This window comes from Roseibacillus persicicus (assembly GCF_014651675.1).
Lineage (GTDB): Bacteria > Verrucomicrobiota > Verrucomicrobiia > Verrucomicrobiales > Akkermansiaceae > Roseibacillus > Roseibacillus persicicus.
Window position 1 is genome coordinate 134,006 of the sequence record NZ_BMXI01000003.1, and the last position, 13,786, is coordinate 147,791.

At 57.3% G+C, this 13,786-nt stretch carries 10 protein-coding genes; 7 read left to right on the forward strand and 3 right to left on the reverse strand.

Annotated elements, in window-relative coordinates; translation table 11 throughout:
• Positions 1-52: 52 nt before the first annotated feature.
• Positions 53-958 (reverse strand): hypothetical protein, encoded by a 906-nt coding sequence (locus IE099_RS04585; RefSeq protein WP_189567757.1) that lies wholly within the window; start codon positions 956-958, stop codon positions 53-55.
• A 196-nt stretch (positions 959-1,154) separates the two neighbouring features.
• Here IE099_RS04585 and IE099_RS04590 point away from each other — a divergent pair, with 196 nt between their 5' ends.
• From IE099_RS04590 to IE099_RS04615, 6 genes are all read left to right on the forward strand, one after another.
• A complete protein-coding gene (locus IE099_RS04590; protein WP_189567759.1) occupies positions 1,155-1,685 on the forward strand; it encodes a sigma-70 family RNA polymerase sigma factor in 531 nt (176 codons plus the stop codon).
• Positions 1,682-3,343 (forward strand): LamG domain-containing protein, encoded by a 1,662-nt coding sequence (locus tag IE099_RS04595; protein WP_189567760.1) that lies wholly within the window; start codon positions 1,682-1,684, stop codon positions 3,341-3,343. Before IE099_RS04590 ends, IE099_RS04595 begins: the two co-directional genes overlap by 4 nt.
• Positions 3,344-3,506: 163 nt before the next feature.
• A complete protein-coding gene (locus tag IE099_RS04600; protein WP_189567761.1) occupies positions 3,507-4,475 on the forward strand; it encodes a homoserine kinase in 969 nt (322 codons plus the stop codon).
• 24 nt (positions 4,476-4,499) lie between these two features.
• A complete protein-coding gene (gene thrC / locus IE099_RS04605) occupies positions 4,500-5,828 on the forward strand; it encodes a threonine synthase (protein ID WP_189567762.1) in 1,329 nt (442 codons plus the stop codon).
• Between the two features lie 91 nt (positions 5,829-5,919).
• Positions 5,920-6,996 (forward strand): M20/M25/M40 family metallo-hydrolase, encoded by a 1,077-nt coding sequence (locus tag IE099_RS04610; protein WP_189567763.1) that lies wholly within the window; start codon positions 5,920-5,922, stop codon positions 6,994-6,996.
• Between the two features lie 167 nt (positions 6,997-7,163).
• A complete protein-coding gene (locus tag IE099_RS04615; protein WP_189567764.1) occupies positions 7,164-8,066 on the forward strand; it encodes a hypothetical protein in 903 nt (300 codons plus the stop codon).
• Here the strand turns inward: IE099_RS04615 and mazG are convergent.
• Entirely contained in the window at positions 8,063-8,890 is an 828-nt protein-coding gene (mazG, locus tag IE099_RS04620) for a nucleoside triphosphate pyrophosphohydrolase (protein WP_189567765.1), read from the reverse strand. The genes IE099_RS04615 and mazG overlap by 4 nt on opposite strands.
• A 48-nt stretch (positions 8,891-8,938) precedes the next feature.
• Positions 8,939-9,814: a DUF6576 domain-containing protein gene (locus IE099_RS04625; protein ID WP_189567767.1), complete on the reverse strand. Its 876-nt coding sequence runs from the start codon at positions 9,812-9,814 to the stop codon at positions 8,939-8,941.
• Between the two features lie 111 nt (positions 9,815-9,925).
• On the opposite strand from IE099_RS04625, the gene IE099_RS04630 reads away from it, so the two are divergent.
• Positions 9,926-13,780 (forward strand): choice-of-anchor Q domain-containing protein, encoded by a 3,855-nt coding sequence (locus IE099_RS04630; RefSeq protein ID WP_189567769.1) that lies wholly within the window; start codon positions 9,926-9,928, stop codon positions 13,778-13,780.
• The last annotated feature ends 6 nt before the right edge of the window (positions 13,781-13,786 follow it).

Below are 13,786 nucleotides of genomic sequence, written 5' to 3' on the forward strand. Positions count from 1 at the left end.
GGCGGCCCTCAAGCCGCCGGGCAGAAGAATAGTGGTGGCAAAGGGAAAGGCTCTAGCGACTCCGGCGACGGAGCAGGGTAAGAAGGCCAAGCCCCCCCAAGAGAGCAGCGGAAGGTTCCGGAACCACGGTCAACAATCCGGTGGACTCGTCAAAACTGTAGAGCCCTGAGGACCAGGTATCGTCGCCATTGTCAGCAAAACCGCTCACGGTGAAAGTGCTGCCGAAGCTGGCACCACTGGCGAGGTCCCAGGAATCTCCCGGGCTCGAAGAGGCTCCGCCAAGGTCGAGAATGAAGTCCCCATCAACTACGGTGGAACCACTTCCGCTCATGGAATTGTTGATACCAGATGCGCCGATGAGAAAGTTGAAAACGGCATCATCGGAGAGCAAAAAGTTGCCATTGTTGACCAAGCTGCCGCTGAAAGTACTGGAAGTCGAAGAGAAGGACAGGATGCGCCCAGCTCCGTCAGCACCAGGGTTGGTGATGGTTGCACTGCCTGAAATGTCCGCAAGGATATTGATGGAGCCTTGCTTGGCATACATAAGGGAGTCTGAAGCAACAGTAATGCTGCCATCCAGATTCATCACATCACCTGCACCACTGATGTGATTGATCGAACCATTGTCGAGGATGAGATTATTAACCGTAATGATTCCAGTGGTCCCGGTTCCTTTGTAGGAAAGACCGACCAAGTCTCCTGAAGGCGAGGCATCAGAAATCGTCAGGCTGTCACCAGCAAAGGTGTAGCTTCCGCCATCGGAGGGAGTGCGCATGCGGTGACCGGCCCCGACGACATAGTCATTTCCGGCAGTTGGAGCGGTGCCACCCCAGATTCCTCCCGAGTTGAACGATGAGACACCGAACCCATCGGATCCTGTGCTATTGATCGTCGCCCCCGATAGGCTGCCGCAGGTGAGAAAAGTGGCTGGAATAAGTAGTTTGGAAGTAAGTTTCATTATTTTGAGTTCTTTTCCGACACCCGCCACAACTGGATCGCAGGCCTCGTATTGAAGAATGAGCCGAGATCGAAAAACCTTAGCGAAAGAGCTCAAAAAAAATTCAGAAGCAGCGCTTTTCGGTCGAAAAGGAGCTTTCACCGCCTTTTTTCAATTTGGTTGCTAAGGTTTTCACCCCTTTTCATCATTACCACTGTTGAAGCCCTCATTCCAAAGCAACGAAGAAGCGGTCACTCATGTGCAGGAGCTCTTTCTCAAGCACATCGACGAGATTCGGGGGTTCATCCGAGCCTTTGCCCGCAACAGGCCGCTGGCAGACGATGTACTGCAGGAAACTTTTCTCACCATCACCGCCAAGGCCGACTCCTTCGAGCCCGGCACCAAGTTTCCCCAATGGGCCCGCGCCATTGCTCGCTTCAAGATTCTCGAACTCAGTCGTCGCGACACCGGTCGCCTCAGCTTCCTAACCGAAGAAGCCATCGAAGTCCTCGCCGGAGAAAACGAACAACCCGAGTGGGACGAAAATTTCGAGCCCTTGGAAGAATGCGTGGAGGAGCTCCCCGCCAGCATGCGAAAAATGATCGACCTTCGTTATCAGGCCGGCCGCAAACCCGCCGCCATCGCCGAACAAGTTGGCTGGAAAGTCGAGGCCGTTTATGTCTGTCTATCCCGCGCCCGCAACGTCCTCAAGGATTGCATCGAAGGAAAAACCACCAAAAAGGCATGAACGACGACCAAAAACGATCTCTGGAAGATTTGCTCGATGGCTATTTTGGAGAAGAACTCGACGACGCGGGGCACCTGCAACTGAGCGAGGTTTTGCAAAACTCGCCAGAAGCTCGCGCTCTCTTCTGGGAACGGTCGCAACTGGAGTCCCAGCTGGAGAACTGGGGCCAGCGCCAACATGGCGAGGTCATCGCCTTTCCGCAAACTCCGCGCAATCAATCCAATCGTTGGCGCCCCTGGCTCACGGCCAGCGGATGGGCTGCGGCGGTGGCCATGGGCATTGGCTTTTGGGCCAATCAAAGCGCTCCCAAGGAACAATCCGTTGCGAAGACGGAATCGAACGAGCCGAAATCCGAAGAGAATTCCACCTCAACCAATCCACGTTCGGGCAACAATCATGCGGTGGCTTATCTTTCCCAGCTCGTCGATCTGGAATCCGAAGAGGACTTCCTGGCCGGCCAGCTGTTAGAAGTCGGACGGGAGGTAGTCATTTCCAAGGGCCTCATGGAATTGGTCTTTTTCAGCGGAGCACAGATCACCATCGAGGGGCCCGCCCGATTCACCCCGACCAGTGATATGGAAATTGCCTTTGCCGAAGGCGGGGCCCAGGCCGTCGTTCCGGAAAGCGCCATCGGCTTCAAGATGGTTCTGCCCGATGGTCTCGTGACCGATTACGGCACCAGTTTCGACGTGCGCGTCATCGACGGCAAGACCGAGCGCATCCAGGTGATCGAAGGCGAAATTGAAGTCAGCTCCGAGGTCCGCAAGGACGAAGCCCGCCGCCTCCTGATTGGGGACGCGATCTCCATCGAGGACACTGGCTCGCTGGCCAATACGGAATACAAGCCCGTCGGCTTCACCGAATCGATCGAGGTCCTCGCCAAGCGTTCGGCCCGAGCGAGGCAAGCCGCTTGGCTGGAGTATTGCCGCAAGCTCGATCAGGACGAAAGCCTCGCGGTCCACCTGAGCTTCCTCCCCCAGGAATCGGGGCAAAAGGTCATCAAGAACCACTCCCAAACCGCGACCGCACCGCAGAGTGCCTCCGTGATTTCGGCCAAGTGGTCGGAGGGACGCTGGCCTGGCAAGCCCGCACTCTCGTTCCACCGTCCTTCGGACCGCGTTCGTATCGAGATCCCCGGCGAGTTCCCCCAAGCCACTCTGGCGGCGTGGGTCCGCGTCGATGGCCTTCCGCGCAAATACAATGGACTCTTTTTCAGCGAATACTTTAGCGAGGGGGAAACCCATTGGCAGCTCTCCAGCGCGGGCGAATACATGTTCGGCATCCGACCCAAGGATTCCCCGCCCATCAGCAAGTTCCACCGCGCCTTCAGCGGACCGGTGCTCTCACCCTGGGCCTTTGGCAGCTGGCGCTTCTTGGCCACCAGCTTCGACTCTACCACCCGGGAAGTCGTCCACTATGTCGATGGCCGAGAAGTGGGCCGCATCACGATGGAGGAAGCCATCCCTCTGCGATTCGGACGAGCCACCTTGGGGAACTTTCACGACCCCTATTACAGCAATCACGACGAATCCCCGGGCCTGACCGAGGAGTGGAGCTTCCGCAACTGGACAGGAGCCATCGACGAATTCCTGCTCTTTTCGCGCGCGCTGGGTTCCGATGAAATCGCGGAAATTTTCGAGGCGGGCAAAGTGAACTGAGCCATGGGCCACAAAGGCTTGCAAGAAGGACCAGCAAGGCCCTCAGTGCCCCCACTCTGGCGAAGTTGAGCCCACTTTCCACGGATTCGACAAACGTTCATTTGCAGCCTTCGGAGGCAAGGCTGCTATTGTCCAATTCTCGACTTCCTGCTACCGAGCGGTCATGCCAACGGCAAAAGATTCCTCCGAAGTCATCGTTTTCGCCCCCGCCACCGTCGCCAACGTGGCGTGCGGTTACGACGTATTGGGTTTCGCGATTGACGAGCCCGGCGACTACATTGTGGCCCGCCATGCCGACAAGCCCGGCCTCCGCATCACCGCCATCACGGGCGATGACGGCAAGCTGCCTCTCGATCCAGAAAAGAACACCGCGACGGTAGCGGCCCTCGACCTGCTCCATCACCTGGGCATGACCGACCGTGGCATCGAGATCGAGATCCACAAGCGCATGCCCTTCGGCTCCGGTTTGGGTTCGTCCGCTGCCTCGGCAGTGGCGGGTGCCTATGCCGTCAACAAGCTCATTGGCGAACCTCTTTCCAAGATGCAGCTCCTCCCCTTCGCCATGACGGGGGAAGCCTCCGCCGATGGCGCCTGGCACGCCGACAACGTGGGTCCCTGTCTGTTAGGAGGCATCGTCTTTATCCGCGACAATGACGAGCTCGACGTCGCGCAACTACCCGTGCCGAAAAATCTCTGGGCCGCGGTGGTGCATCCCGACATTGAGATTCTGACCAAGGTTGCCCGTGAAATTCTGCCCAAGGACATTCCCCTCGCCAACGCGACCCAGCAAATCGGCAACTTGGGAGGTCTTCTTTGCGGGCTCATTCAGTCCGACTACGGCCTCATCAGCCGCAGCATTCACGACGTGATCGCGGAGCCCCGCCGCCAGAAGCTCATCCCCGATTTCTACAAAGCCAAGCGCGCGGCGATGGCTGCGGGAGCCCTCGGCTTCTCGATCAGTGGCGCGGGCCCCTCGGTCTTTGCCCTGTGTGAAGGGAAGGAAATTGCGGAGGAAGCCGGCGAGGCCATCGCCAAGGTCTTCAACGCCATCCCGCTCAGTAATCAAGTCCACATCTCCCCCGTCAATCAGAAGGGTGTGCAGGTCGTCGACAAAATCCCGGAACTCAAATAGCGCCCCAACCCGACTCCTTCTGCGATGCCCACTCAGTTCTATTCCACCAACGACCGCTCCAACGTTCAGCCGCTCAAGGAAGCCGTGCTCCGGTCTCTCCCTGCCGATCGCGGTCTTTATATGCCGGAGGAAATCACGCCCTTGCCGGCGTCTTTTTGGGAAAGCTGGCGGGACTTGAGTCTGGGCGAATTGGGTTTTCAAGTCACCCGGCATCTCCTCGGCGATGCCATTCCCGACGAGGATTTGCGTCCTTTGGTGGAGGAGGCGATCAACTTTCCCGCCCCTCTCTATCAGCTCACCGACAAGCTCTCGGTGCTGGAGCTTTTCCACGGTCCCACCCTCGCCTTCAAGGATTTTGGCGCGCGCTTCATGGCTCGGCTGATGGGATATTTGACCAAAGACGACGGCCGCGAACTCACCGTGCTGGTCGCCACCTCGGGCGACACCGGCGGAGCCGTTGCCAGCGCCTTTCACAACGTGCCGGGCACGAAAGTGGTCATCCTTTATCCCAAGGGCGGAGTCTCCGACCTGCAGGAAAAGCAACTCACCACCCTCGGCGGCAACATCACCGCCCTGGAAGTCAGTGGCACCTTCGATGACTGCCAGCGTCTGGTGAAGGCCGCCTTCTCGGACCGCGAACTCTCCGAGCGACTGAACCTCACCTCGGCGAATTCCATCAACATCTCGCGCCTCATCCCGCAGTCCTTCTACTACTTCGAGGCCGCCCGCCAATTGCCCGAAGGGATCAAGCCCACCTTCATCGTTCCTTCTGGAAACTTCGGCAACCTCACCGCCGGACTCCTCGCGCAGCGTCTCGGTCTGCCCATTGAAAAGTTCGTCGCCGCCACCAATACCAACGACGTCGTTCCCCGCTATCTGTTAGGCGGAACCTATGAGCCCCGCCCCAGCGTAGCCACCATCTCCAACGCCATGGACGTGGGAGCGCCTTCCAACTTTGCCCGCATGGTGGACCTCTTCGCCCGCCCCGCCAATCCCGCGGCGGAAAAGCTCACCGAAGCCGACGCCTTGGACGAGATGTCGGCCCACCTGCAAGGTCTGGCCTACACCGACACCGCAACCCGCCACGCCATCCGCGAGGTTTGGGAAAACCACCGCTACGCCCTCTGCCCCCACACCGCAGTCGCCTATCTCGCGGCCAAAGACATCGAGACCCCGGGCCACAAAATCATTCTCTCCACCGCCCATCCCGCCAAGTTTCTTCCCACCATGGAAGAAGAACTCGGCCCCGGCACCGTCCCCATCCCCGAACGCCTGGCTTGCCTCACAGACATCCCCAAGGTCGCGGAGAGCATGGAACCGGACGAAGCGGTCTTCCTCACTTGGCTCGGTTAGCTTTTTCACAGAGTCCGCCGCCACACTTCGCCAGCCAGCCGTCCGGAAAGAAAGGCTTGCGTCGGGGCCGAGTTTGCCGTGTCTCTTTTCCATGACAAAAACTGAGCACGACTTCCTCTTCAAACTCCTCGAAACCCCCAGCCCCGTTGGTTGGGAAATGCCGGGCCAGCGCGTGTGGGCCAAGTATGTGGGCAAGTATGCCGACAGCGTGGAGTGCGATACCTATGGCTCCACTTGGGCAACCGTGAAGGGGAGCAGCAAGAACGTTCTCATGCTGGAGTCGCACGCCGACGAGATTGGTTACATCGTGAAGCAGGTGACCAAGGACGGCTTCCTGCGACTCGATCGTCTGGGAGGCTCCGACGCCGCCACCGCGCGCGGGCGACGCATCACCATCTTTGGCGACAAGGGCGAAATTACCGGCATCATCGGAAACACCGCCATCCACCTGCGTCGCGATTCCCTCGGAACGGAAAAGGCCCCCAAGGTCAACGAGCTGTGGGTCGATGTGGGTGCTTCCAATCCCAAGGAAGTGGAAGCCCTCGGCCTGCGGGTCGGGCATCCCGCGGTCTATCAGGATGGTCCCATGGACCTGGGCAAAGACCTCATCGTCTCGCGCGCCATCGACAACCGCATCGGGGGCTACATCCACGCCCAAGTTCTCAAGGCGGTGAAAGCCTCCAAGAAAAAGCCCGTCTGGACCATCGTGGCCCTCAATGCGGTGCAGGAGGAAATTGGCGGCATGGGAGCAAGAATGGCTACCAACCGCTTGAATCCCAGTGCCTGCATCTGCCTCGACGTGACTCATGCCACTGACACTCCCGGCATCGACAACAGCCAGCACGGCAGCGTCAAGCTCGGCGGAGGCCCCAGCCTGACCCACGGCGCGGCCAACCACCCCCTCCTGGTCAAGCGCCTCATCGAGGTCGCGGACGAGGCCGACATCAAGGTCCAACACGAGGCCGCCGGACGCTTCACTGGAACCGACACCGACAAGATCTACGACGTCCACACCGGGATTCCTTCCGCGCTGGTTTCCCTCCCCCTGCGTTGCATGCACTCGGTGGTGGAAACCGCCCACCGTCGCGATATCCAGGAGACCATCGATCTGCTGACCGCCCTCGTCCTCGGCCTCAAGGCCAAGGACTCTTTCGCGCAGGCTCTCTAACAGAAGCCTGAGTCAACCGCGCCCACCCTGGCCGGACCACGATTTCCCATGCTGCCGCCGTTTGAAAAAACGGTGGCACTTTTTTGTCCATCAGTTTGAAAATCCTCACAATCCATTGCGGTTAGGGAGGCTACCCTTTACCTCTTGAATCCATCACGTCGCTTCTCATGATGCCTTTCCTCCGCTCGTTTCCCGCTATTCTTCTCTCGACTCTGGCTCTGGCCCCGTCCGTCCACAGCGAGGTTCATTCGCTCAGCCTCTTGGGAAAAGTCACCACTCTCCAGTCCATCAACGGGGCGCTGGAAAATCGCATCCGTCTGAACGACCCCTACGTCCTGACCTTGAGCTATGATCCGGATGCAGAAGTCGATCACGACAGCAACTCGGGCGACGCTCGGAACAACATCGATCTCAGTATCACCCTCGATCCCGTTCACATTGATTCTCCGATCTGGATTGCCAGCATGCTCAATCAGCCGGAAGGCGCCCTTATCATCGAAAACAATTCGATCGCGACAACCGGCACCGCCCTCGACTCCCTTCGCGCCCTCGTCACTCTCGAGGACTTCAGCTCCACCTTTCCCGCCGACACAGAATCCGCCGACCCACAGTTTGGGACCATCGAAGTCGAAGTCGGAGGTCGGTTTGTTTCCGAAGTCGACCGGCTCCCCACCACTCTGGAGATGATTCAGTTCCTGGAGTCAGCGGTGGCTGAAGTGAGCTTGAATGGGGACTATTTGGTCGGCTTCACTTTCGACCGCCTCACTGCCAATAGCAAAGTCGAGGGACAATCCGACGAGCTTGATGTGCCAAACGTTGTCCTCAACCAAGTCTTCAAATCGGGGACCACCTACTATGCCAGCTTAGGAACCAGCGACTCGTTAGCCGGGGCGGGTTATCGTCTGGAGTCATCCCTGAATTTGGAAGACTGGACTCCACGCTATCTCTTTGTCGGCACGGGCTCCCCCTTGACTTCCCGATTCAGCTACGGGGGCGGAAACTTTTTCCGCATTGTGAGTAACGGAGCTGAACTCGCTCTTTTGGCAGATGAAGACCGCCCTCGAGACTAACTACGAGCCTCGGTCTTGGCTATCTCCCAGAGCACGTTCATCTCATCGATGGTGGCCTCGTCGAGGCTGGTGCCGCGCTCTTTGAGAATCTTTTCCAAATAGGCAAAGCGTCGCTCGAATTTCACGTTGGTCCCCTCGAGCGCGACCTCGGGATCGATCTTCAACTTGCGAGCCAGGTTGACCGTCACAAAGAGAAGATCTCCGATTTCCTGCTCCAACTCTTTGCGTGCATCCTCGCCTTTCTCAACCCGTTCGAGCTCTTCTTTCACTTCGCCCAACTCCTCCTCGATCTTGCGAACGATGCCCTGCGACTCCGCCCAATCGAACCCGACCTTGGCCGCCTTTTTCTGCAGTTTGTAACCGCGCAAAGTGGCGGGCAGACCTTTCCCCACTCCATGGAGATAGGGCTTCTCTTCATCACCCTTTTCCGCCCGCTTGATTTCCTCCCACTGCTTCAGGACAGCCGAGCTATCCCCAGCCGCGCTCTCGCCATAGACATGGGGATGGCGTCGAACGAGCTTTTCGCAAATTCCACGCGCGACTTCATCGAGGTCAAAGGCCTCGCGCTCGGAGGCAATCTCGGAATGAAAAACGACCTGCAGCAAGAGGTCGCCCAATTCCTCTTGTAAATTCTCGCCATCACCGGACCGGATCGCGGCCACCACCTCGTAGGCTTCCTCCAGCAAATTGGAGACTAGGGACTCGTGCGACTGCTCGGCATCCCACGGACACCCACCCGGCGCACGCAGGCGATGCATAATTGCCCGCAGTCGCTCGACCTGCCGCCCCTTGTCGTCGCAGGTCATCATCTCCTCGTCAGTCATAGCGCTAGTGATAGCGGAAAAGTCCGCGGGAACAATCCTTACTCCCGACTACGAGCGCTTGCTTTCCTTTTGCAAAGTCTGGCGCTCTTCCTCTGTCAGGGAATGCAGGCCATGCTCGTTGATCTTATCGAGGATGCGATCGATGTCCTTGCGATTGGAGGAAGCCACTTTGGCCCTTGGCTTGAGCTTCTTTTCGTAGACCGGCTTTTTTTTCTTGGAAGCCTTCTTTCGGGAGGGCCGCTTACGCTTCGAGCGAGGCCCCATGACGTCCTCGACCACTCCCCATTGACTGACGTGCCCCGCCTGCCGCATCCACCACATGGCGATGTAGGCGACCGCAATGAGAGCGAGAAAGGCCCCCCAATTGCGCATCATCGCAAACTGCAAAAGACTGATTCCCACAAAGGCGACTGCGAGCCACTTGATCGGAAAGCCAAAGAACGCCATCGGAGCATTGGGCATCATCGCGATCGCCGCAACAAAGACCGCAAGATGGGGCAAATGGGATCCAACTAGAATTCCAGGCAAGCCCAGGAGACTGGCAATCGTCACCACCACCGCAGGAGTCAGGCTGACAGCCAGCAACAGCCGGACATAACGACCGCGCCCCAAGGCGTTCTCGACCATGCCGCCGAAGCTATAGAAAAAGAACAAGCCGAGTAAGAGCCACACCGAAGGAGCCTCGAAGAAGGGATAGCTCACGACCTGCCAAAAGGACCCGGAGAGAAATTCCCCGGGAGCAAACACGGCCAGACTCTGGGTATTCTCCGGAGCGATTACCACCGCCAGCATGCCGATCACTTCCAACAGAATGACCAGCCCCGTCACATTGATGGGGAGCTTGCCAATCCGAAAAAGTGGCGGCTGCCAGTTCTCGCCACGCGAGCCATAGCCGTACGAGCCACCGCCGTATCCAAAATTCATGCAGAACTCATAGCACCTCCCTGCATATCCCACAAGAGGAGCAACCAGCTGTATTGTCCGGAATTCCTAAGTGGGATTGCACTGCCTCCCATATTCCTATTCATTAACCTCATGGCCACTAGCACAATGGGGACGCGTCGTTTATTTTCAATATTGTTGGCAACCGGAAGTTTACTCCATGGGGCCAACTTGGTTGAGAGCGGAGACTTCCCAAATAGCGCGCCAGGCACGCTCTTCGTACTGGAGGCCGGCGACAATACCGTCAGTGGCAATATTTCTAGCGGAGGCAACTCTCCAGATTTCGTCAACGCGAGAGTGCCAACCGGACATCGCCTCATCGCAGCCAGTGGCACAATCAACGGAGGCTCCAATCCCTTAATTTTCTTCAACGGCAATCAAATTTATGGAGCGGTCTTTGATCCCAATACCAATACCACCACAACGACCTCGACCCCACTCCCTCAGACCTTTTTGGCGGGTGACTACGCACTCCGAGCCTCAGTCGACTTTTCAGTGGGAACCTCATGGAGCACCACCCTCGTGGTCGCAGAACTTCCCGATTATGAGATTACAGTAAGCGGAAGCTCTCTTTCCATTACCGACATCAGCGGCAACGGAGACACCCTGACTATGGCTGCCGCAGCAACCAATCCCACGGAACTCGTCTTTTCGGCACCGGGACGCACTTTCTCTTTTGATGGACAAGCCAATACCAGTGGTTCTTCGGAAAATATCGATCTCACCTCGATTTCCTTGGTCACGGTTCGAACCAACGACGGGAGCGACACGATCAATGTGGGCACTCTTCCCGATGATTTTCCTGAGCTCAGTATCAACGCAGGTGAAGGGGACGACTTGCTCCAATTTTCTGGCACCATCAACTTCGCCTCCAACGACTCATTGAACGTCAATCTGACCAATGAAGGGTTCGACGTAGCCGACCAGATCAACGTGGGTTCAGGAGCCGCGATCACCACCACCGGAGAGGGCAACATCACCCTCCGTTGCGATCAACAGGTCCGAGTCCACAACGGTGCGACGCTGACCAGCGCCAATGGCAGGATTCATATCGAAGGCAATGCTGGCTTGACGGCAAACCCCGGTTCCTTCACGGGAGTATTGCTCCAAGGGAACGGGACCCTAATTACAAGCACTGGCACGGGAGACATCGACATCAAAGGACGAGGTGGAAATGCGGGAGATTTTCAGGTTGGCGTGCAAATGGACTCGGGAGCTCAGATCATCGGGGGCTCGGGACGGGTAACCGTCGAGGGGACAGGTGGTTCTTCCCCGAATCGCGTCAATCGCGGAATCACCCTCTTTTCGACAGACACTAAAATCTCAAGCACCGGTGGAGACGTGGTTGTCACTGGGTTCGGAGGAGACTCGGGACAGGATTTTGGAATTGGAGTCTCCCTCTTCTCTGACACCGAAATTTCATCCGTAGCTGGCGGAATGGTTACTGTGACCGGAATTGGGCGCGGTCCGCTGGGCTCCGATGCAAACTTCGGCATTGAGCTGACTGGAGACGACGCCCGCATCAAGACAGGAGGCGGCGACATGCTGATCACCGCCATCGATGGAATTCAAGAAGAGCGAGGTTTGGTCATGAATGGAGGCGCGTTCATGGAGACCCCGACTGCGGCTGGCAGCATCCGAATCGAAACGACCGGACTTGAATTTGATGAGACCGTTATCATCCACACAGGCTCACCCAACGGCTCGGTGACAGTGGCTCCCGCCAATGATACCGATGACCTTTTTCTCGGAAACTCCAACATCTTCGGGCGACTGGATTTAACCGACGCCGAGCTCGATCGATTTTCCACGAGCCACCTGATTTGCGAAAGCGAAAGCGGCACCATCATCCTTGATGGCGAAGTTTCCCCCGCCCAAGTTGAAAGCTTCACAGTTTCGCCAATTAACGGAGTCTTCACTCAAACTCCGTTGGGAGGCACCATTTCCCTGCCGAATGGAGTCTTTGCGATCAAAGGCACCTTTCAACAAATCCTCGACGACCCACTCACCCATCAGCCACTAGTCGCAAATAGCAGACTCGACTTGAACGAAGCCAGCCTGCAAAGCTTCGGCTTTTGGACTCCTCGCGCGGGGGAAACAATGACTCTGATCGAAAGCAATGCCAGTGAGGCCGTGGCCGGCACTTTCTTCGATCTCGCAGAAGGCGAGATCCTCTTTTTTGGTAGCAGTCTCTCCCAACTTGCCGCCGTCAGTTATCTTGGAGGGAGCGGAAACGATGTCACTCTCACCGCCCCAAACTTTGTGCAAGTCACCAACAACAATGACTCCGGGCCTGGCAGCCTCCGGCAGGCACTAGCGGATGCCACCTCACCAGCCTACATCGATTTCGATCCCAACTCCTTCACCGGCGGCGGCAACAATACCATCACTCTAACAGAGCAGCTGACGATGCCCAACAAGACTCTCATTCTTGACGCCCAATCCGCCGGCGGGATCACCCTCGATGGAAATCAAGCGGGAAGGGTAGTGAACTCGACGAGCGGAGGAACCATTACTCTTGATGCCTTCTCCATTACAGGGGGAAACGCAGACCAAGGCGGCGGAATCAATAATTTGGGTTCCGGCACCAGGATGACTCTACTGAATTGCTCCATTTTTGGAAACACCGTCACCAATGCAGGAGGAGGCATTCTCAACTTCAGCGGAGGCATTCTCGACGCAACCAATTGCACCATTTACAACAATCATGCCGACGTCTTTGGAGGCGGGATTGAGAACAACAGCTCTGGCTCAGAGATGACTTTGACCAACTGCACAATCGTTAAAAACAACGCGGTATCTCAAAATGGAGGGCTCAGCAACAATGGAGCCTTCACCCTTATTGGTAACACCCTCGTCGCTCACAACACGGCTCCGGCCCTCCCTGATATTGCGGGGCCTCACACCTCAACGGCACCTAATCTTATTCGAGATAATACGGGCTCATCGACGGAGTTCCCTATCGGCTCTCCCAACGAAGACGGCAACTACGTCGGCGATAGCACCACTCCTCTCGAACCTCTCCTCGTGGGCGACATCGGCGACCGGGGACCAGCGGTAATCAACAACGGCGGTCCCACGCCCACGATCCTCCCTTTGCCCGGCTCTCCTGCCATTGGGAATGGAAGCTACACTCCGGACACTCCCGCCCTCGACCAACGGGGCGAGTCTCGCTTCGACAATCCCGATATCGGCGCAACCCAGCCGCACTGGGGCGGACTCGTTTCAGTGGTGACTCCCCCCTCTAACTTCGCGGACCTGACAGACCCATCCAGCTCAGTTCAACCCTTCCCTTCCTTGGATAGTCCAATCGGTGAATTTGCCTCCGAGGCGATCGACGACACCAGCGACAAGCACTTCAGCTTCATCAATGTGAATCCTGGACTCGACATCACTCCTCGCCTCGGAGCGACCTCGATTGAAGCTGTCAGCTTCCAAGTTTCTAGTGAGCCTTTCTTCAATCACGATCCCAAGACCTTTCTTCTTCTCGGATCCAACGACCAATGGAACTACACCCCAGTTCTCTCTGGAGAAATCCCAGATTTCAGCACCCGCGGAAGCACCCAATTTTTTTACCGCGCAACTCCTTCCGCGGCTTATCAGCATTATCGCTTGGTCTTCCCCAGCTTACGCTTTGGCGAAGACAATAGTCAGATTTCTACCGAAGGCCTCGCCATCGCCGAAATCCAGCTCCTCGGCACCCCCGTAAGCAGTGGGTTGGAGCTTCTGGACTCGACGACGACTGGAACCCCGGGCGACTTGCAAACCAAGCTCACCTACAAAATCGATCCGCAGAAAAATTATCTCATTCACTACGGACCCACTTTGGAGTTTGGCAATACCTTCTCTCCACCCGCCAACTTCGACTCCTTCATCAACGTCAGCACGATCCCGACAATGGCACCCACGGCATTCTTTCAAATCGAAGAATTGGGTCCCCTTCCGTAAGGGGAT

Excerpts from the sequence above, each read along its gene's own strand:
- IE099_RS04585 (WP_189567757.1), bottom strand. The coding sequence starts at position 958 with ATGAAACTTACTTCCAAACTACTTATTCCAGCCACTTTTCTCACCTGC.
- IE099_RS04595 (WP_189567760.1), top strand. The coding sequence starts at position 1,682 with ATGAACGACGACCAAAAACGATCTCTGGAAGATTTGCTCGATGGCTAT.
- IE099_RS04600 (WP_189567761.1), top strand. The coding sequence starts at position 3,507 with ATGCCAACGGCAAAAGATTCCTCCGAAGTCATCGTTTTCGCCCCCGCC.
- thrC (WP_189567762.1), top strand. The coding sequence starts at position 4,500 with ATGCCCACTCAGTTCTATTCCACCAACGACCGCTCCAACGTTCAGCCG.
- IE099_RS04610 (WP_189567763.1), top strand. The coding sequence starts at position 5,920 with ATGACAAAAACTGAGCACGACTTCCTCTTCAAACTCCTCGAAACCCCC.
- IE099_RS04615 (WP_189567764.1), top strand. The coding sequence starts at position 7,164 with ATGATGCCTTTCCTCCGCTCGTTTCCCGCTATTCTTCTCTCGACTCTG.
- mazG (WP_189567765.1), bottom strand. The coding sequence starts at position 8,890 with ATGACTGACGAGGAGATGATGACCTGCGACGACAAGGGGCGGCAGGTC.
- IE099_RS04625 (WP_189567767.1), bottom strand. The coding sequence starts at position 9,814 with ATGAATTTTGGATACGGCGGTGGCTCGTACGGCTATGGCTCGCGTGGC.
- IE099_RS04630 (WP_189567769.1), top strand. The coding sequence starts at position 9,926 with ATGGCCACTAGCACAATGGGGACGCGTCGTTTATTTTCAATATTGTTG.